Source organism: Shewanella sp. BJSY2023SW007, from assembly GCF_047314525.1.
GTDB classification, from domain to species: Bacteria; Pseudomonadota; Gammaproteobacteria; order Enterobacterales; family Shewanellaceae; genus Shewanella; species Shewanella chilikensis.
Window position 1 is genome coordinate 104,031 of record NZ_JBKORL010000096.1, and the last position, 18,199, is coordinate 122,229.

General features: G+C 53.1%; 18 protein-coding genes. 5 read left to right on the plus strand and 13 right to left on the minus strand.

All coding sequences use genetic code 11. From position 1 onward, the window contains the following. Nucleotides 1-79 precede the first annotated feature (79 nt). Nucleotides 80-1,225: an acyltransferase family protein gene (gene nagX / locus ACMHXE_RS17080; RefSeq protein ID WP_413732878.1), complete on the plus strand. Its 1,146-nt coding sequence runs from the start codon at nt 80-82 to the stop codon at nt 1,223-1,225. 219 nt (nt 1,226-1,444) lie between these two features. Next, entirely contained in the window at nt 1,445-2,761 is a 1,317-nt protein-coding gene (locus tag ACMHXE_RS17085; RefSeq protein WP_287590399.1) for a sugar MFS transporter, read from the plus strand. Between the two features lie 237 nt (nt 2,762-2,998). On the opposite strand, the gene nhaD is transcribed toward ACMHXE_RS17085, so the two are convergent. From nhaD to ACMHXE_RS17105, 4 genes are all read right to left on the minus strand, one after another. Next, nucleotides 2,999-4,249 carry a sodium:proton antiporter NhaD gene (gene nhaD / locus ACMHXE_RS17090; RefSeq protein ID WP_226564331.1) on the minus strand — a complete coding sequence of 417 codons (1,251 nt, stop codon included), beginning with the start codon at nt 4,247-4,249 and terminating at the stop codon, nt 2,999-3,001. A 486-nt stretch (nt 4,250-4,735) separates the two neighbouring features. Next, nucleotides 4,736-6,019, minus strand: a complete 1,284-nt coding sequence (hemL, locus tag ACMHXE_RS17095) for a glutamate-1-semialdehyde 2,1-aminomutase (RefSeq protein WP_028779763.1) — start codon at nt 6,017-6,019, stop codon at nt 4,736-4,738. Nucleotides 6,020-6,048: 29 nt separating this feature from the next. Then, nucleotides 6,049-7,068: an aspartate carbamoyltransferase gene (locus ACMHXE_RS17100; RefSeq protein WP_101056717.1), complete on the minus strand. Its 1,020-nt coding sequence runs from the start codon at nt 7,066-7,068 to the stop codon at nt 6,049-6,051. A gap of 124 nt (nt 7,069-7,192) precedes the next feature. Then, nucleotides 7,193-8,845 carry a chloride channel protein gene (locus ACMHXE_RS17105; RefSeq protein ID WP_082014254.1) on the minus strand — a complete coding sequence of 551 codons (1,653 nt, stop codon included), beginning with the start codon at nt 8,843-8,845 and terminating at the stop codon, nt 7,193-7,195. A 130-nt stretch (nt 8,846-8,975) separates the two neighbouring features. Here ACMHXE_RS17105 and ACMHXE_RS17110 point away from each other — a divergent pair, with 130 nt between their 5' ends. Then, nucleotides 8,976-9,779 carry a DUF6776 family protein gene (locus tag ACMHXE_RS17110; protein WP_101056716.1) on the plus strand — a complete coding sequence of 268 codons (804 nt, stop codon included), beginning with the start codon at nt 8,976-8,978 and terminating at the stop codon, nt 9,777-9,779. Beyond that, nucleotides 9,772-10,122, plus strand: a complete 351-nt coding sequence (gene erpA / locus ACMHXE_RS17115) for an iron-sulfur cluster insertion protein ErpA (RefSeq protein WP_025010525.1) — start codon at nt 9,772-9,774, stop codon at nt 10,120-10,122. The genes ACMHXE_RS17110 and erpA overlap by 8 nt, the downstream gene beginning before the upstream one ends. 62 nt (nt 10,123-10,184) lie before the next feature. Here erpA and ACMHXE_RS17120 read toward each other — a convergent pair whose 3' ends face one another. The 4 genes from ACMHXE_RS17120 to ACMHXE_RS17135 all read right to left on the minus strand — a co-directional run bounded on the left by ACMHXE_RS17120 (nt 10,185) and on the right by ACMHXE_RS17135 (nt 13,713). After that, a complete protein-coding gene (locus ACMHXE_RS17120) occupies nt 10,185-10,604 on the minus strand; it encodes a hypothetical protein (RefSeq protein ID WP_165565990.1) in 420 nt (139 codons plus the stop codon). 58 nt (nt 10,605-10,662) lie between these two features. Continuing rightward, entirely contained in the window at nt 10,663-11,040 is a 378-nt protein-coding gene (locus ACMHXE_RS17125) for a DUF2750 domain-containing protein (protein WP_100142057.1), read from the minus strand. A gap of 148 nt (nt 11,041-11,188) precedes the next feature. Then, a complete protein-coding gene (locus ACMHXE_RS17130; RefSeq protein ID WP_226564329.1) occupies nt 11,189-12,298 on the minus strand; it encodes an anhydro-N-acetylmuramic acid kinase in 1,110 nt (369 codons plus the stop codon). A gap of 14 nt (nt 12,299-12,312) precedes the next feature. After that, the gene (locus tag ACMHXE_RS17135; protein ID WP_101056713.1) at nt 12,313-13,713 is read right to left on the minus strand and encodes a peptidoglycan DD-metalloendopeptidase family protein; all 1,401 of its coding nucleotides are present in this window, start codon (nt 13,711-13,713) and stop codon (nt 12,313-12,315) included. Nucleotides 13,714-13,837: 124 nt separating this feature from the next. Between ACMHXE_RS17135 and tyrS the strand changes: the two genes are divergently transcribed. Continuing rightward, nucleotides 13,838-15,034 (plus strand): tyrosine--tRNA ligase, encoded by a 1,197-nt coding sequence (gene tyrS, locus ACMHXE_RS17140; protein ID WP_039033676.1) that lies wholly within the window; start codon nt 13,838-13,840, stop codon nt 15,032-15,034. A gap of 103 nt (nt 15,035-15,137) precedes the next feature. On the opposite strand, the gene ACMHXE_RS17145 is transcribed toward tyrS, so the two are convergent. The 5 genes from ACMHXE_RS17145 to ACMHXE_RS17165 form a co-directional block, all read right to left on the minus strand. Beyond that, nucleotides 15,138-15,569: a hypothetical protein gene (locus tag ACMHXE_RS17145; protein WP_413732881.1), complete on the minus strand. Its 432-nt coding sequence runs from the start codon at nt 15,567-15,569 to the stop codon at nt 15,138-15,140. A 94-nt stretch (nt 15,570-15,663) separates the two neighbouring features. Further along, entirely contained in the window at nt 15,664-16,137 is a 474-nt protein-coding gene (locus ACMHXE_RS17150; protein ID WP_373296856.1) for a nuclear transport factor 2 family protein, read from the minus strand. 2 nt (nt 16,138-16,139) lie between these two features. Next, nucleotides 16,140-16,763, minus strand: a complete 624-nt coding sequence (locus tag ACMHXE_RS17155) for a trimeric intracellular cation channel family protein (protein WP_101056710.1) — start codon at nt 16,761-16,763, stop codon at nt 16,140-16,142. Then, nucleotides 16,763-17,137, minus strand: coding sequence for a DUF2721 domain-containing protein (locus ACMHXE_RS17160; RefSeq protein ID WP_039033703.1), 375 nt, complete (start codon nt 17,135-17,137; stop codon nt 16,763-16,765). Before ACMHXE_RS17160 ends, ACMHXE_RS17155 begins: the two co-directional genes overlap by 1 nt. 70 nt (nt 17,138-17,207) lie before the next feature. Continuing rightward, nucleotides 17,208-18,197 (minus strand): cobalamin biosynthesis protein, encoded by a 990-nt coding sequence (locus ACMHXE_RS17165; protein WP_413732883.1) that lies wholly within the window; start codon nt 18,195-18,197, stop codon nt 17,208-17,210. Nucleotides 18,198-18,199 lie beyond the last annotated feature (2 nt).

The following is an 18,199-nucleotide window of genomic DNA, read 5'->3' on the forward strand; positions in this document are numbered from 1 at the left end:
GCCCAGAATGCGATTAACCCTCTTCACATAAGCAGTGCAGCTTTTACCCGGATAAAGATAATAACAACAGGGAAGCCCTATGACTGAAAAGATAGCGGCGGCAACTGAGACCGCCAACAAGCCCAGGCTGATGTCGCTCGATGCGCTGCGGGGCTTTGACATGTTCTGGATCCTCGGCGGTGAAGCGCTGTTTGCCGCCCTCTTGCTGCTGACTACTTGGAGTGGCTGGCGTTGGTTCGATGGCCAGATGCACCACAGCAATTGGCATGGTTTTACCTTCTACGATCTTATCTTCCCGCTGTTTATCTTCCTCTCCGGCGTTGCCCTGGGTTTGTCTCCCAAGCGTCTGGACAAGTTGGCGTTTGCCGAGCGACTTCCAAAATATAAGCACGCAGTTAAGCGTTTGGCTTTACTGCTGTTTTTGGGCGTGCTCTACAATCACGGCTGGGGGACGGGCATGCCGGCGGCCCTGGATGAGATACGCTATGCCAGCGTCTTGGGGCGTATCGCCTTCGCCTGGTTTTTTGCCGCCATGCTGGTGTGGCACACAGGGCTCAGAACCCAGATCTATGTTGCAGTCGCTATCTTGCTGGGATACGCCATGGTGCAGCTGTGGCTGCCGGTCCCGGGTGGCAGTGCCGGGGACTTCAGCGCCGCCGGTTCCATCAACGCCTGGGTAGACAGTCATTTCCTGCCCGGGATCAGCTACCAACATAAGCCTTATGATCCGGAAGGCCTGTTATCGACCCTTCCCGCAGTGGTCAATGCTTTGGCCGGTGTGTTTGTGGGCCGCTTTTTGCAGCAGCAAAGTTTTTCAGCCTGGGGCAGGGTAGGTTTGCTGTGTCTGGCCGGGCTTGTTTGTTTGGGGCTTGGCTGGCTGCTTAATCCTCTGATCCCGGTTAATAAAGATCTTTGGACCAGCAGTTTTGTGCTGGTGAGCAGCGGCTGGAGCCTGTTGCTGCTGGCACTGTTTTACGCCGTTATCGATGTGCTTGGGCTGCGTTGGTTGGGTTTCCCCTTTGTGGTGATTGGTTGCAACGCCATCATCATCTATCTCGCTTCCAGTCTGGTTCAGTGGCGCTATAGCAGCGAAAGTCTGCTTGGCGGTTTTATCAATAGCGCCCCCGAGAACTGGCAGCCATTGCTTGGTGTATTGGCCATGCTCGGGGTGCAATGGTTGCTGCTCTGGTGGATGTATCGCAGGCAGTTGTTTATTCGGGTTTAGCTTGCCTAAGTGAGGTGAACAAGCGGCCATCTGCCTGGTTTAAAATTAATGACAGCGTTGTCTTTTTTGTTATTATGACGTAACTTTATTGAAACAAAGCCGTGTATAAAGCTGCCGCGGCATCAAGGTTTCAAGGGTTAAACACCACTCAAGATGGATGGGGCGCCGATAAATTTGGTTGCCAAACAATAAATTACTATAAGAAGCAGGTTTATGAACATGACAGTTGCTACCCCGGCTGACGCAGCCTCAAGAAGCAGTTTTCTGCCTATGACTATCGTAGGTGCGCTGTTTTTCATCTTTGGATTTGTGACCTGGTTGAATGGTTCATTGATCCCTTTTCTACAAATCATCTGTGAGCTCAATGAGTTTCAGGCACTGTTTGTCACCTTTGCCTTCTACATCGCTTATACCGTGATGGCGCTGCCCATGTCGTCTATCCTGCGCCGTACCGGCTATCGCAATGGCATGGCGGTGGGGCTGGGGATCATGGCAGTCGGCTCTGTGCTGTTTATTCCCGCCGCCTTCAGCGCCAACTTTTTAATGTTTCTGCTGGCGCTTTTCGTACTGGGAACCGGCTTGACCATTTTGCAGACGGCGTCCAACCCCTACGTGGTGCATATTGGTCCGAAGGAGAGCGCCGCCATGCGGATCTCCATCATGGGGCTGATTAACAAGGGTGCCGGGGTGATAGTGCCTATTCTTTTTACCGCTTTGGTATTGGCTGATCTGGAAGGGTTCACCGCCGGGCATCTGGCTGCCATGGCCCCGGCCGAGCGAGAAGCCCAAATAAGCGAACTGTCTGCGCGTCTGGTGATGCCCTATATCTATATGACGCTGGCGCTTGTGGTACTGATCGCACTGGTGAAGTTTTCTGCTTTGCCGGAAATCGCCTTCGAGGGGGAAGAGGAAGAGCACGCCGACAAGAGCGGTATAGTGCATTTTCCTCAGGTGATCCTGGGCGCCATAGCCATCTTTGCCTATGTGGGGGTTGAAGTGATTGCCGGTGATACCATAGGTCTCTATGGTGCCAGCCTCGAGGTCAACAATTTCGCATCCCTGACCTCCTACACCATGGTGTTTATGGTTATCGGCTACCTTTTGGGGGTTAGTTGTATTCCACGTTTTATCAGCCAGGAAAAGGCTTTACTCGCCTCGGCCTTGGCGGGTATTGCTTGCATCTTTGGCATCATCTTCTCATCGGCCGAGAGCCATGCTATCTCGTCGCTGCTGTGGGGGTGGAGCGGTATTCCAACTATTCCGGATACAGTCACCTTCGTCGCCATGATGGGCCTGGCTCACGCTCTGGTTTGGCCCTCTGTGTGGCCGCTGGCGCTGGAAGGGCTGGGCAAGTACACGGCCCAGGGCTCGGCGCTGCTGATCATGGGTATTTCAGGTGGCGCCATACTGCCGCTGATATTCGGCAAGATCGCCCACTTCAGCGACAATGTGCAGTTGGGTTACTGGATAGGCTTGCCCTGTTATCTGTTTATTCTCTTCTATGCGCTGAAAGGCCATAAGATGCGCAGTTGGTAAACAGGGGAATTCCGGGCATAAAGAAGCCACCTGCTAAACAGGTGGCTTCTTGCTTATCAAGGTATCTCTTGTATTCTTCTGTAACTCTGGCTCTTGCAACAAATAGAATAGATAAAGAAACCAGTTAACCTTTCCGTGCCGAGCTTGGCAGGTAATCAATTCCAACTTGGATTAGTCGTACGCTTGTGGCTATGAGCCATTGGTTCCTTGATTGAGCCGTTATCGCTGACATAGATATCAAATGCCGTAGAAGTAGTTACCCAGTAGCAACGTCAGAGCATAGCCCACCGAGTAGCACAGCAGCAGCGCTGGTACATACTTGAGGTAGGAGACAAAAGTCAGCTCTTTGACCTTGCTCATGGCGATGATCCCGGCCGCCGAACCTATTACCAGCAGAGAGCCACCAACACCTACTGCGTAGGTCAGGCCGAGCCACTCTGGTGTGGTCAGTTGCGGTGCGGCTTTCAAAAGTGCCGCGGTCAGTGGCACGTTATCCAATACCGCCGAGCCCATACCTGTGACAAAGTTGGAAATGTTGGGGTCGTGACGGGCGTAGACCTGGGCCAGCAGATCCAGCGTGCCTATCTCTTTGAGCATACCCACCAACAAGAGGATCCCGAGGAAGAACAGCAAGGTGTCGTATTCCACTTGGCGGATATACTCGAGGATCTGCAGCTCTTCTTTGTCGTTACGGGCTGTGTGGCCCACCAGGAACATGATTGACAACCCGGTGAGGAAAGTCAGCACGGGGGGAATGGCAAACAGAATATTCAGTGCCATGGTCATCAATATGGTGGTGAAGAAGATGATGGCGATCAGCACATCCACTGTCTCGTAACTTTGACGAATAGGTGTGGTGGACACCTCGCCCTTGGCATTGAGGGAGAAGAGTATTGCCAGCAACATCACGCTGAACGCCGCCGGCAGCACCAACATCAACAGCTCTGACATATGCACATGGCCGCCGAGGAAGATCATCAGGGTGGTGACGTCACCCGTTATCAGGGAAACCCCTCCTGAGTTGACGGCAAAGATAATCAATACCGCCATCCGGCGACGCATCTGTTTGTCGAGTTTGAAGGTGGTCAGCAGTCCCAGAGAAACCAAGGTAGCGGTGACGTTGTCACAGATGGCCGACAATACCAGGGAAAACAGGGCGACTTGCAGCATCAGCATCCGGGTGCTCACCCGTTGCGGAAACAGCTTCTGCACTAAAATTTGGATCATGCCCTTGGCGTTGAGGTAGGCCACAAAGGTCATGGTCGACATCAAAAACAGCCAGAGCGTCGCGATTTCCAGCAGGTTTTCATTGAGTTGATGCTCTATTAGTTTTTCATGGCCGGGGTCGCCGGCAGACATGAACAGAGCTATCCAGGAGATACAACCGAAAAACAGAGTCGTTTTGGCTTTGTTGAGGTGAGTCACCTCTTCAAAAATGATACTCAGCAGTGCCAACACCGCCAGTATGATAAGAAAGGTATAGAGCATAAATGCAATTCCAACTGCTGATTTTATGTTCGTCTGCCCTGGGGGATGTGGGCAGTTTTGGTGTCGGCCATCAAGGTTCAATTAATCAAGCTGTGATAGCGCGTGCGGATCAGACCACACTGACATAGATAACGCAACTGTTAACTGGAACACATTTTCTTAGACTTTGTGATAAGCGTCTGCTGGCTTTCGGGGAAATCCAGTGATTTGGTCTGTTTGTTTTTTGTATTTTGGTGTTTTGTACTGATTGGGTTTGTTTGGCAGCGAAACGCGACAGTCGACTCGCGAGCCGGTGGCAAGTTGGCGTGACAGCCATGGTGCAGCCTCAATTGGCTTGTGAGCATGGCGTTGGGTGGAAATTTGCAGAAGGGGAATTGAGCAACCAGAATTCGAGCTGGACGCCAGAGAAATCTACCCGGCGGGAGTGGGCATAAGTGGGCATAAAAAACGAGGCCGTATAGGCCCCGTTTTCAATCCATCTGCGGATTACTTCATGCGTGCCAAGACACGATCGGCTGCATCCAGAGTCGCTTGCAGCTCTTGCTCGCCGTGAGCCATGGACAGGAAGCCTGCTTCAAAGGCGCTTGGTGCCAGGTAAATACCTTCGTCCAGCATACCGTGATAGAAGGCGCGGAACTGCTCCATGTTGCACTTGGTGACCTGCTCAAAGCCGGTGATCTTCTCTTCATCGGTAAAGAAGAAACCAAACATGCCGCCAACATAGTTGATGGCCATGGGGATACCATGCTTGTCGGCCGCGGCCTTGAAGCCTTCGGCGATACGCTTGGTCTTGGCTGCCAGTTCCTCATAGAGGCCAGGCTCTGACAGGGCTTCCAGCTGAGCCAGACCAGCAGTCATGGCGATAGGGTTACCCGAAAGTGTGCCGGCCTGGTACACAGGGCCGGTCGGGGCAATATACTGCATGACTTCTTTCTTGCCACCGAAGGCACCAACCGGCATACCGCCGCCGATAACCTTACCCAGAGTGGTCAGATCCGGTGTCACGCCATAGTGGCCTTGGGCACCGCTCTTGGAGACGCGGAAGCCTGTCATCACTTCGTCGATGATCAGCAGGGCGCCGAACTGATCGCATAGCTCACGCAGTCCTTCAAGGAAACCTGCAACCGGCGGGATACAGTTCATGTTGCCGGCAACCGGCTCAAGTATGATACAGGCGATATCCTGCGGATGCTGGCTGAACAGCTCTTTGACTGAGTCCAGATCGTTATAGACAGCGGTCAGGGTATGCTTGGCGAAGTCAGCTGGGATCCCAGGGGAGCTGGGCTGACCCAGAGTCAGGGCGCCGGAACCGGCCTTAACCAGCAGACAGTCGGCATGGCCGTGGTAGCAGCCTTCGAACTTGAGGATCTTGTCTCTGTTGGTGTAACCACGAGCCAGGCGTATGGCGCTCATGGTGGCTTCTGTGCCAGAGCTCACCATGCGTACCTGTTCAATGGAAGGCACCATCTCAATGACTTTTTCTGCCATCTGCACTTCCAGCTCGGTAGGTGCGCCGAAAGACAGACCGTTCTCCACCGCCTTGAGAACCGCTTCGCGGATCTTGGGATGGTTGTGACCCAGGATCATAGGCCCCCAGGAACCGACATAGTCGATATAGGCTTTGCCGTCGGCATCATAGATATAGGCACCGTCGGCCTTTTCGATGAAGCGGGGAGAGCCGCCTACACCATTGAAGGCACGTACTGGCGAGTTCACACCGCCGGGGATGGTTTTCTTGGCCTGTTCAAACAGGTCTTCAGAACGGGTCATGTTTAATCCTTAAAGTCAGTGGCCGCTCTTTAGCGATCGGCCTTGCGTGAATACCAGTTAACCGGACACTCGTATTTTTCCAACTGATTGTCCACCCCGAGTGTCAGGGCAAACAGTGCCATGCGGATCAACAAGCCATTGTCGGCCTGACGGAAGATAGCCAGGTTGGGATGGTTGTTAAGATCATTGTCCAGCTCATTGGCCTGCAGCCTGGAGTCCCGAGGCAATGGATGCATGATCACTGTGTTGGACTTACAATTTTTGGTGTATATGGCGCTGTTCAAACGGAACTTGCCACGATACTTATCTGCTTCCTCCTGCGAGGGGAAGCGCTCTTCCTGAATGCGCGTCAGATAGAGTATATCAGCCTGATCTAAATTGCCTTCCAGTTGGTCTGTTATTGTGATCTTATGCCCGGCATTTTCAATGTCGGCGATCACATAGTCAGGCATTGCCAGCTCGGCAGGGGAGATCAGGGTGAAGCTGATGTTCTTGTACATGCACAGTAGACGCGACAGCGAGTGCACAGTGCGGCCGTATTTGAGATCGCCCACCATGGCGATATGCATACCGTCTATGCCTAAGCCTTTGCTGTGCAGCTCTTTCTGTATGGTGAACAGATCCAGCAGTGCCTGGGTTGGATGCTCGTTGGCACCATCGCCGCCGTTAATCACAGGCACCCGGCTGCCTTCGGCAAATTCGCGTACCGAGTAGGACTCGGGGTGGCGCATGGCTATTACGTCCGAGTAGCTGGACAACACCCTGGCGGTATCGTAGAGGGACTCCCCCTTGGACAGCGACGAGGAGGCCATACCGACCGTTTCAGCGACCCGACCGCCAAGCAGGTTGAAGGCGCAGCCGAAGCTGACCCGGGTGCGGGTGCTGGGTTCAAAAAACAGATTGCCGAGAATAGCACCATCCAGCACCTTGGTACGCTTCTCGCGCAGTGCGTATGGGGTCATCTTTTGGGCTACTGAGAAAATGGTTTGAATGGCGTCCAGATCTAACTGGTTTACAGAGAGGATATGTGATCCCTGGAAATGGTTCATCAGCCTTGGTTTCCAATGCAGTTGGGTGTTGACACTGAGGTCTGGACCCATGGGTTATGTAGGGTTTGGCTGAGGCGCAACTATAACAGAAGGCGGCGGTCATGAAAATGACTGATGACTGAAATTACACTTCTCCGGCACGGATTTCCTGCTGCAGGTTAGACCAACTGATCACTCCGACGATATTCTCCGGGTTATCCTGATAGATATAGACTTCACCGGCGCGTTTCGGCGCCAGTATTTCATATACCTCGTTGAGGGTGGCCGAGTCGGGTAGCCCCTGGATCCTGTGTTGGGTCAGGCTGGTGTCAGTGTCAAACGAAGGCATCTGCAACTCCAGCATGGCAATCTGGCCTTCGGCATCTCTGGCAAGCACAGGCCTGCCCTGGGCGCGTTTCATTACTTCCAGCAGCAGCTCATCATTGTTGTTGACTATCACTATGCGCCTGTCCATCAGGGCGCGTACTCCGAGTTTCTGTAACCCCAGGTTAACCGGGGCCACTTTATAACCCAGGCCCATGATATCCAACTGACGAAAGAATATGGATTTGGCATTCAGCCCCTGATAGGCGATGAGGTAGGCGGGCACGGCCACTATCATTCCGGGCAGTATGATGGAGGCATCATTGGTCATCTCCAGCAGTGCCACCAGGGCGGCGAGCGGTGCACTGAGGCAAACCCCCATCATGGCGGTCATGCCGATGACGGTATAGAGCCCTGCATAGGGGGCCACCGAGGGAAACAGCAGCGCCGTCGCCTGAGCCAGAATGGCGCCGCCCAAGGCGCCTATACCGTAGAGTGGGCCTATGATCCCACCCGGGATCCCAAGGCCGATAGCGGCAATGGTTGCGATAATCTTGGCCAGCAATACCGCCAGCAAAAACCAGATGGCCGGATTGTCGCTGACCGCAAGTCCTATGGCCATTTCACCGCTGCCCAATGCCTGAGGCAGCACCAGGCCTATCAAAGTGGTGATAACACCCGCCAGTAACAGGCGGATAATCAAGGGCCAGTGTTGACCGCGCTCGGTCACCTGAATAAGGCTGTGATTGAATAAGGCCGCGGCGACCCCCAGCACTATACCGCCGAGTGCCAGCAGCGGGTACTGATCCAGTGGAATATGGCTGACCTTGATGGCATCAAACTCGTGGATATTACCGAACACCACCTGGCTGGATACGGCGCCGCAGATGGCCGACAGCATGATGGGGAAGAAGTACTGTACCTTGTATTCCCTGAGCACCACTTCGAGGACAAATACCACGGCGGCCAAGGGCGCGTTAAAGGTGGCGGCTATTCCGGCGGCTATGCCGCTGGCGCACATGATGCGTACACTGTTGTCCGGCAGCTTGAATTTTTCCGCCAATACCGAGGCGGTGACCGCCCCCAGATGAATTGCCGGGCCTTCACGACCGACCGAGAAGTTGCTCGCCAGTGCAAACAGCGCCTGAAAAAACTGCCCCGGTGCCGACTGCAGCGGAATTTTGCCGTAATGCAGTTTCACCCTGTGCAGCACATAGGCTATGCCCATCCGCTTGTAGCGTTTGGAGCCGAATTTGGCGACAATCCAGATCAAAAAAGCCCCAAAAAGTGGTAACAGGACTCGCCAGTCACCGATTGAGCCCGTAAAATCCCATTCTTGTGTTTGGGTAAAATGATTGGCCCATTGCAGCAGCAGGCGAAATAGTATGATGACAGCCGAGGCCATCAGCGCAAACAACAGGGCCAGCAGACACAGTTGAATACTGATCCTCGTTTGGGACAGCTTGTCTCTCATCTGGTGGCGCAGATACTTTCGCGCCTCAAGTTTGAACTTTCTGAATCTTGTCTGCACTACTGCTTTCCGAAGCCTGATGTGAAATCTTAGTACCCAAGATGGAAATTTTTATATAAGGGGCTGTTAGTTAATGGCAAATTATCATCGCTGGCTCGATCGCCTGCAAGTGATGGAGCGAAATATTCGCCCATCCAGTCTGTATTTGTTGCTCTTGGTCATGGTGGCCTTTCTGACCGGACTGCTCAGCTATCACTTTTTTATTCCGCCTGCTGAAGTCAAATTTCAACGAAACGATGGCAAGAGTCAGAGATTGCAGATCGAGTTACAGGAGCAGGCGCAGCAGTTGGCGAGCCGCAATTTGGAGCTGAGCCTGGCTAAAGAAGCCAATGAGGAGATGCAGCAGCTGTTCAACAAACAGCATAAAAAGCAGCAGGAGCTTGAGCGTGAGTTGGCCTTTTACCGCAGCATCATGGCGCCAGAGCATAATGCCGAAGGGGTGGCTATTCATGGTTTGGAATTGATGCCTCTAGCCACAGCTGGACAGTTTCGCCTCAAATTGGTGCTGACCCAGTTGCAAAAGCGTAAGCAGGCGCTCAAGGGAAGAAGTGAGATACTTCTCATTGGCATGCAAGAGGGCAAGCAAGTCGAACTGAATTTAGCTAAACTGGTGGACACCAAGTTGGCATTTAACTTCAAGTACTTTCAGGTACTGGAAGCGGAATTTACCCTGCCTGAAGGGTTTGAATTACAGCAGATGAAAGCCAAGGTCGTTGTGCCTGCGAGTCGCTGGAGCAAAGGCGCCGAAACCGAGCAAAGTTTCAGCTTGCCTGAGTTGCTTGAGGGCGAAAAAGATCCCGGCATAATACTTGAACAAAATAGTCAGGTAACAGATAATCTGCCACAGCAAACAGATGTAAGAGGTAGTAATGACTGAACAAGCTGAATCAGCTATGCCCATCCAGTTTACCGATGCGGCGGCAACCAAGGTCAAGGCCTTGCTGGAAGAAGAACAGAACAGTGCGCTGAAGCTGCGGGTCTATGTCACGGGCGGCGGCTGCTCAGGTTTTCAGTATGGCTTCACCTTTGATGAAAAAGTAAATGAAGGCGATTTCACTGTGGAAAAACAGGGAGTACAGCTGGTGGTCGACCCCATGAGTCTGCAATACCTAGTTGGCGGTGAAGTGGATTACACCTCAGGGCTGGAAGGTTCGCGTTTCTTCGTCAAAAACCCAAACGCCACCACCACCTGTGGCTGTGGGGCCAGCTTCTCGGTATAACCGAGAAGCAAAGCAGCAAAAAGCCGTCCACTGGGACGGCTTTTTTGTGGGCGCAAGGCCGGTTACTGCATCAGGTTGAAGTTCATCTTACGCTTGAAGAAGGCTTTGACCTTAGGGGTAAAGGCTATCCATACCTGCAGCATGCAAAAGCCTATCAGAAAGCTGAAAATGGCCCAGTCCGGCACCTTGAGCTCAAACCCTGTGATCTTGAGTGAGTTAGGCCCAGTAGCTACACTGTCGCCCTGATCCAGAATATAGGGCAAGAAACTCACCAGCGCGAGCTGCACCAAGGTATAGAGTCGCAGTGCCCATAAGCCGGCTTGATGGCGCGCTAATACCGCCAACACCATGATCAGCGTCAGCAGACAAAAGATAACGCCTTGACCGGCAATCAGACCACTGACCGCGGCTGCAATATAAAGTAGCATCAGCAGCAGTAGGCGTTTGGGAATGGCGTAGCTTTCTGTGGCGGTTTGGCTCATCTCGCGGCGCTCCTTGTGCGCTATTGAATTATGTTCTATTGAATCATGCTCCATCGACTCAGTGACGCGTTTTGGGCGCCAGTCGCTGCTCCAGCTCATGTGGCGGGATCACTACGCCAAGATCTTCCAGCATTGGGAAGACGGCAACATAGAGCTCGTCATCTTCCATACCGGGCACCCAGCGCTCCAGCCATTCGGCCAGGCCGATGGATAGCGGCCGACAATCCTGCCAATCATCCTCGGCCCACAGAGAAGCCGTCTCTTCACTGGGCCAAACCGGAATACAGTCTTCATCGTCCGTGGTCAGCATCACGCAGCCGTCATTGTCCTGTAATACCCACAACTCTTTGTGCTCTTTGACCTGCTCTACCAGGAAATCGTAGCGGCCTTCTGGAGTCATACCGGCGAACTGGGCCTGGATTTGTTTCTTGCTCATGGTGACATCTCATCTCGGTGGCCAGGGCACTGCGCCCGGCCAAAATTGACGGCATGTTAACACCGCTTGCAGGCAAGAAAAAGCGCCCCGCAGGGCGCAATGGCTAATTCCTGTTTTTCGGCTTTGCCTGGTTGAAGCCAATCTGCTCTCAGGCGGCGGGGAAACGGGCACCGAGCACGGCTTCGCGGCTGGCGCCGGTTACCGCCGGCAGGTTCGCCGGTAAGCCTTGATAGTGGCGCAGCGCCAGCCAGGCAAACGCTATACCTTCCACCCACTTGGGATCAATACCCAAAGCTGAGGTAGTGGCTATGCTGTGGTTGGGTAACTGGGCCCCGAGGCGTTTCATCAATACGCCATTGAGCGCGCCGCCACCACAGACATAGATTTCGCCATCCGGGCTCAGCTTGGCTATGTCTCTGGCAATGCTGTGACAGGTGAGATCCAAGAGTGTCGATTGAATATCTTCTTCCGGTAGATGGCTGAACAGCGCCAGTTGTTGATCCAACCAGGCGTTGTTGAATAGCTCTCTGCCCGTGCTCTTGGGATAATCCAGCGAGAAATAGGGGTGTGATAACAACTGCGCCAGAAACTCCGCCGAACTGTTGCCGCTTTCGGCCCACTGGCCATCTTCATCAAACGGCAGTTGTCTTATCTGCTGGCTCCAGGCGTCTATCAGGGTGTTTCCCGGGCCGGTATCAAAGCCAAGGATCTCCCGGTTATCGGCGGGCAGGAAAGTGATGTTGGCGATACCGCCGATATTGAGAATGAAGCGATTTATACCTGGGCGTGAGAATATCTGCTGGTGGAATGCCGGCACCAAGGGAGCACCCTGGCCACCGAGGGCGACATCCTTGCGGCGAAAGTCGGCGATAACATCTATACCGGTTTCGGCGGCGATAGTATTGGGGTCGCCAATCTGCAAGGTAAAGCCTACTTCCAGGTTGGGCATATGGCGTACTGTCTGGCCGTGACTGCCGATAGCACAGACCTGCTCTTTACTCACCCCAGTCTTGGCCAGCAGTTGCTTGACCGCGGCTGCAAACACCTTGCCCACAGTGCGATCCAGCCGCCCCAAACGGTTGATTTCATCCGTATCCGGTTGGCACAGACGCTGCAAGCCCTTGAACAGATGAGTGGGCAGCGGCTCTGTATGTTGGCCAAGCAACTTGGGTTGATCCTTGCTAAAGTCCACCAATACGGCATCAACGCCGTCCATGCTGGTGCCGGACATCAGCCCAATAAAGTATCCTGAATTCATCTATGCTGTCCCTGTTATTGCATCGCAACCTGAACTTGTTTGTTGCGCAGCAGAGTGGCCATCAATTGGCTACTGAGTTGTTGGAAGGCGACACGTTCGCGCTTGGCTATCGCTTCGGCCTTGGGGAGATCCACAGTGCGCGGGTTTCTGTGTACACCGTTGACGATAAACTCATAGTGCAAATGTGCGCCTGTTACCCTTCCTGTGCGGCCAAGAGTACCTATGATCTGTCCCTGTTTGACGCTTTCACCTTGTTTAACCTTACGTTTGTTGAGGTGTAAGTATTTGGTGGTATAGGTTTCGTTGTGTTTGATAAACACATAGTTGCCGTTGTATTGGTTGTAACCTGCCTTGATGACCCGGCCGCTGCCGGCCGCTTTGATGGGAGTGCCTATAGCGGCAACATAATCTACCCCACGGTGAGCCTTCACCTGACCAGTAACAGGGTGCAGGCGGCGGGGGTTGAAGTTGGAGCTCACGTACTTGAAGTCAACCGGAGAGCGCAGGAATGCTTTGCGCATGCTGCGGCCTTCCTCAGAATAGTAGTTGCCATCCTTGTACCTTACCGCGGTGTAACGCTCGCCCTGGTTGATAAATTCGGCGGCCAATATGTTGCCGTTACGCAGAAACTCACCATCGGCATATTCTTCTTCGTACATGAGGGCAAAGCTGTCGCCTTCGCGGATATCCAGGGCAAAGTCGACGTCCCAGCCGAATATGGTGGCCAACTGCATAATCTGCGCTGGTGTCAGTCCGGCTTCGACACCGGCATTCCAGAAGTTGCTCTTGATGCTGGCGCGGGCAAACTTATCCCGGGTCTCAACGGTTTTTACTGCCAGTTCTTCTTCGTAACCTTTGCCCTGTTTGCGGACTATCAGAGTTGAGATGGCATCAAGGCGGTATCTGAGCTCTTGCAATTCGCCATCGGCGTTTTTACCTATGGCGACTTCGTCACCAGGCATGATTTTCAACAGGTTTTTTTTCGCCAGCGGCAGCTGGGTAATGTCGTGAACTTCTCTGGCAGTAAGTGAGGCGCGACTGAAGAGCGCCGCCAGGGTATCGCCACTCTTTATCTCGAAATGTTCCAGCTCGGCTATCGCCGGGCTGGTTTGCTCCTGAACTGTCAGAGCGGCTTTAGCCTGTTGATTGAGTTTCTCTGTCAACGCCTCGGCGGCGGCTTCTGATTCGGGATCTTGCCCGCTTTCAACCACTTGCTGGGCCGTAGGTGAAGTGGGGGTACGAAAGGCCAGAGGCACTTGGTAACGAACATGAGTTTCCGGAACGGCGCTGTTTTTCGATGCCTCGGCTTCGTCAGAGGGCAGCAACAGGGTTATCAGGGTTATGGTAGTAAAAATACTAAGCAGGATTTGATGCTTTCTGGGCAGCAGTTTGAAGAGAGTTATAAGCTTTGCCATCGACCCGGATACCAATTTCTTAATTCTTGGGCATATTGCCTTAGTGTACACACTTTCATTTAGGCTGGCTAACAAGTAACATAAGTCTCTTTGAATTTGAAGAGCCTAGGGAGTTGTTGGCGAGATGGCTGATTTAGCACAAATAATGGCGGAAATTAAACGTGGTACCGACGAAGTTTTGCTCGAAGCAGATCTGCTTGAGAAGCTGAAAGAAGGTCGGCCACTTAAAATCAAGTTGGGTGCTGATCCGACTGCGCCGGACATTCACCTAGGCCATACCGTTATTCTTAACAAACTCAGACTGTTCCAAGACCTGGGACACGAGGTTATCTTCCTTATCGGTGACTTTACCGGTATGGTCGGTGACCCGAGTGGCAAGAACAGCACTCGCCCACCTCTGACCCGTGAGCAGGTATTGGCCAACGCCGAAACCTACAAGGAGCAGGTATTTAAAATTCTGGATCCGGCCAAGACCCGGATTGAGTTCAATTCCAGCTGGCTGGAAGATCTCGGTGCCGCCGGTATGATCCGCCTGGCCTCCCGCCAGACTGTGGCCCGTATGATGGAGCGTGATGACTTCAAGAAGCGCTTTGCCTCGGGTCAATCGATTGCTATCCATGAGTTCATGTACCCTTTGCTGCAGGGCTATGACTCAGTGGCGCTGAATGCCGATGTCGAGCTGGGCGGTACAGATCAGAAGTTCAACTTGCTGATGGGCCGTGAGCTGCAGAAATCCGAAGGCATGAAGCCACAGGTGGTGATTATGATGCCGTTGCTGGAAGGGTTGGACGGCGTGAAGAAGATGTCCAAGTCCGCCGGTAACTACATAGGTATCAGTGAAGCTCCGGATGAGATGTTCGGTAAGATAATGTCCATCTCCGATGAGCTGATGTGGCGTTATTTGGAGCTGCTGTCTTTCCGTCCACTGACTGAAATTGAGCAGTTTAAGGCTGATGTTGAAGCCGGTGCCAACCCCAGGGATATCAAGATAGCCCTGGCGAAAGAGATTATTGGCCGTTTCCACAGTGAAGAAGCTGCCGAGGCCGCCCATCAAGCCTTTATCAATCGTTTCCAAAAGGGGGCCATGCCGGACGATATTCCCGAGCTGACTCTGGAAGCCGGTGAAGGCTTGGCGATTGCCAATCTGCTGAAAGAAGCCGGTTTGGTTGGTTCCACTTCCGATGCCATGCGGATGATAAAGCAAGGTGCGGTGAAGATGGATGGTGATAAGCTTGAAGACAGCAAGCTGGTACTGAACGCCGGCACTTGCGCGGTATTCCAGGTTGGCAAGCGTAAGTTTGCCAAGGTAACACTGGCCTGAACTCAAGGTACCTAAATTCCAAGGGACCGAAATCTAAGCATTTGTTTGAGTGTGTAAAATACCAAACCCGGCATTGCCGGGTTTTTTCTTACCTGTATCAGGCTCAGTGGTCGTGAGGCGGGCTACAGTTGTCGGTACCAAAGTAGACCTTGTTCTGGCAGCGCCAACTGAGCACGGCTTTTTCCACTGACCAGTCTCCGGCATTGTTATCGAGCGCCAGAATAAGCAGCATCTGCGGATGCCCTTCCTGGGTGCTGACATTATAGGTTAAGGTCTTGCCGTGAGAGTGGCTGATGCGTATAAACTTAAAGGCTGAGCCAGAATAGTGACGACTGATCCCTTCAGGATTGTTACTCCAGGAAGCTTGTTGATGTTGCGCTTGCAACAGCTTTTGATTGAAACGGTTTATAGGTTGTGCGGCGTAGGAAACCACCAGAGGTGGTTCAAACTTTTCTTCGGCATTGAATGCTGCCTGGGCCTGAGTCATTAGAGGGAAACACAGGGGCAGGGCAGCCAGTACGGATAAGCGACTCATCTTTACCTCTCGGATCAGAGTGAACCCTGATCTCGCTGTTGGCACTCAGAGGAATTGGACAGTAAAAAACAGGCCGGGTTCCCGGCGAGCTGGATTACTGAGCCGAGAGTTGATCCACCATGGTCTGATAGTCCATCAGATCCATATGTTCTTTTACCCTGTGGTTGAGGGTATCCAGCTTTAGCGTGGTTACTCCGGGGATGGCGATATCAATGATTTTCCCGGGCTTGCCAAACTGTTCTCCCGGACCCTTATAGTGGTAGTTGCCTATCATCACCACCAGAGAGCCTGAGTTGAACATGTGCTCTATGTTGAATCGATACTCGAGTACGCCGCGGTGTGCCCGCTCCAGAAACTCTATAATATGCCTGCCGCCCGTGTATTTGCGGTTTGCTGTACGGTCGTTGAAGACGCTGTCACGATTGTAAAAGGTCGCCAGCTCATCATAGTCGTGAGTGGTCAGAGCATGGATATAGCGTACGGCCATCTGCTGTTCCGGCGGCATATCGCCGCTGTTGGCCAGCAGTGGTGGGCTTAACAATGCCAGGATCAACACCAAATAACGCACAATCAATCTCTCTTGGTCTTTAGGTCAAACGCGGGTAACGACAGGTGCCAACGTATGGCGGCCAGGCGAATTATCAAAGCCGTGAAAAAAGCCAGCATCAGCGCCGCCTCGGCTTCGAATTTTAACTGCAGGCTGCAGGTGTACACCAGACCGCCCAGAATAGATGCTGTGGCGTAGATTTCGGTACGCAACACCATGGGGATCCGGCGGCAAAGCAGATCCCGAATAATGCCTCCTCCCACTCCTGTGATCAAGCCCATGACTACGGCTATCAGGGCGCCGTATTCCATTGTCAGAGCCTTTTGGGTACCGATAACGGTAAAGAGCGCCAGGCCGACGGCATCGGCTATGGCCAGGCTAGATGGGGGCAAACGCCAGGGGCGGCGTACCAGAATCAAGGTCAGTACCACGGTCAGTAGTATCACGTAGAGATAGTTGTGGTCATGAAGCCAGAATACCGGAGCGCCCAGAATGGTGTCTCTTAGGGTGCCGCCGCCGATGGCAGTGACCGCTGCCAGTACCAAAACGCCGAATGGATCCATCCGGTGCCGGCCTGCTGCCAGAGCGCCGGAAAGGGCGAATACGGCAGTGCCGAACAGATCCAGGCTATAGACCCACAATGTCATTAACCCATCTCTTTGAGATGAATGTTGAGGGCATCGACCGAGATACGGATTTCAATCACCGACAGGATTAAGGAATACAGCAATAACAGCAAACTGGCGCCGAAAATCATCGAGCCTGTAGTGTTAAAGCCAAGATAGATAAAAATCATACACAGTACACACAGGGCGAAGCTGGTGACACCGGCCTCCTGCATGCGGCGGATGATAACGATGCGGCGGCGCAGGTTTTTCAGCTGTTCGGCGGCAACAGGTTTATCGCCGCCACTCAAGGTGCGAATTAGCGCGGCTAGTGAGAAAAACCTATTGGTATAAGCCAGTAGCAGCAGGGAAATGGCCGGAAACAGCAATGCCGGGGTCGTCAAAGAGATATGCATATTGTCCAGCACGGCGGTCTTCTCAGTGTCAAGCGGGGAATGAAGGCATTATAAGGAGAAATTGAATAATTTAAAGCGTTTGTGAATAACGTAACAAAACCCAAATCAGAGGTAACAAGATCACAAAAGCAAACCAGATGGTGAAGGTGCGAAAGGTCAGTGAAATCGCCTTGGGTATGGTCTTGTGATCAGCTATTGGCCCCGGGCCAATTTTCTCCACCTGTACCTTGATGCCGGAATATTTTTGCGGCCCGCCAAGCTCTGTCATCAGTACAAATGCCGCCATGGTTGCCACCTGGAAATTAAAGCCGATAGGAAAGCGGCTATGGGGTGTTTGCCAAAGCAGTTTTAATGCCTGGGGACCGCCCTGAATCGCCAGGGTGAAGCGCCACAGTTGCGCCGGAATATAAAGTAGCACTTGATTGACCAGAAACACGGGCCGACCGAAGAGGCGGTATTGTGGATCCAGACACCACCAGCTTTGCTCCAACTGCTTTAACATTCTTACCAGCAGTACCATGGGTGCGCCGGCGAGGCAGAAGAAAAACACCACGGTAACAGTGCCGTGGATGGGAGTGGTTACCAGCTTTTCTATAGTAGCCTTGGCTATACCTGCCTCGGACAGTTCGGCCGTATCGCGGGCGACCCAGGGGGCGAGCAGCTCTCTGGCGGCAGCTTTATCTCCCCGCTTGAGGGCTTGGTATATCTCTTCGGCTTCCTGAATAAAACAGGCGTCGTTGAGACACAGATAGAGGATCAAAAACTCAAAGAACCAGGGGAATGCAGCCAGTTCCAGCAGAAAGGTGATGATTAACCAAAATGGCAGTACCAGCAGTAAAATGGCCAGTGAACCGGCAATCAGCTGCTGCTTTTCGTCTCTGTCGCCCCGTTTGACCTTGGCGGCCAGTGACCTGGCAAGATGGCTCAACCAGGCCAGAGGTTGAAAAGCCTGGGGCAGCGGCGCCAAACGTGCCAGTAACAAGGAAAAAAACAGCACCAGAAACCCCTGTATGAGGGGGCCATCTAAGGCCAGCAGCTGCTCGCAAAAGGGCAGACTCATGG

Excerpts from the sequence above, each read along its gene's own strand:
- ACMHXE_RS17165 (WP_413732883.1), bottom strand. The coding sequence starts at position 18,197 with ATGAGTCTGCCCTTTTGCGAGCAGCTGCTGGCCTTAGATGGCCCCCTC.
- hemL (WP_028779763.1), bottom strand. The coding sequence starts at position 6,019 with ATGACCCGTTCTGAAGACCTGTTTGAACAGGCCAAGAAAACCATCCCC.
- ACMHXE_RS17125 (WP_100142057.1), bottom strand. The coding sequence starts at position 11,040 with ATGAGCAAGAAACAAATCCAGGCCCAGTTCGCCGGTATGACTCCAGAA.
- ACMHXE_RS17120 (WP_165565990.1), bottom strand. The coding sequence starts at position 10,604 with ATGAGCCAAACCGCCACAGAAAGCTACGCCATTCCCAAACGCCTACTG.
- nhaD (WP_226564331.1), bottom strand. The coding sequence starts at position 4,249 with ATGCTCTATACCTTTCTTATCATACTGGCGGTGTTGGCACTGCTGAGT.
- erpA (WP_025010525.1), top strand. The coding sequence starts at position 9,772 with ATGACTGAACAAGCTGAATCAGCTATGCCCATCCAGTTTACCGATGCG.
- ACMHXE_RS17100 (WP_101056717.1), bottom strand. The coding sequence starts at position 7,068 with ATGAACCATTTCCAGGGATCACATATCCTCTCTGTAAACCAGTTAGAT.
- ACMHXE_RS17085 (WP_287590399.1), top strand. The coding sequence starts at position 1,445 with ATGACAGTTGCTACCCCGGCTGACGCAGCCTCAAGAAGCAGTTTTCTG.
- ACMHXE_RS17155 (WP_101056710.1), bottom strand. The coding sequence starts at position 16,763 with ATGACATTGTGGGTCTATAGCCTGGATCTGTTCGGCACTGCCGTATTC.
- ACMHXE_RS17135 (WP_101056713.1), bottom strand. The coding sequence starts at position 13,713 with ATGGCAAAGCTTATAACTCTCTTCAAACTGCTGCCCAGAAAGCATCAA.
- ACMHXE_RS17110 (WP_101056716.1), top strand. The coding sequence starts at position 8,976 with ATGGCAAATTATCATCGCTGGCTCGATCGCCTGCAAGTGATGGAGCGA.
- tyrS (WP_039033676.1), top strand. The coding sequence starts at position 13,838 with ATGGCTGATTTAGCACAAATAATGGCGGAAATTAAACGTGGTACCGAC.
- nagX (WP_413732878.1), top strand. The coding sequence starts at position 80 with ATGACTGAAAAGATAGCGGCGGCAACTGAGACCGCCAACAAGCCCAGG.
- ACMHXE_RS17160 (WP_039033703.1), bottom strand. The coding sequence starts at position 17,137 with ATGCATATCTCTTTGACGACCCCGGCATTGCTGTTTCCGGCCATTTCC.
- ACMHXE_RS17130 (WP_226564329.1), bottom strand. The coding sequence starts at position 12,298 with ATGAATTCAGGATACTTTATTGGGCTGATGTCCGGCACCAGCATGGAC.
- ACMHXE_RS17105 (WP_082014254.1), bottom strand. The coding sequence starts at position 8,845 with ATGAGAGACAAGCTGTCCCAAACGAGGATCAGTATTCAACTGTGTCTG.
- ACMHXE_RS17145 (WP_413732881.1), bottom strand. The coding sequence starts at position 15,569 with ATGAGTCGCTTATCCGTACTGGCTGCCCTGCCCCTGTGTTTCCCTCTA.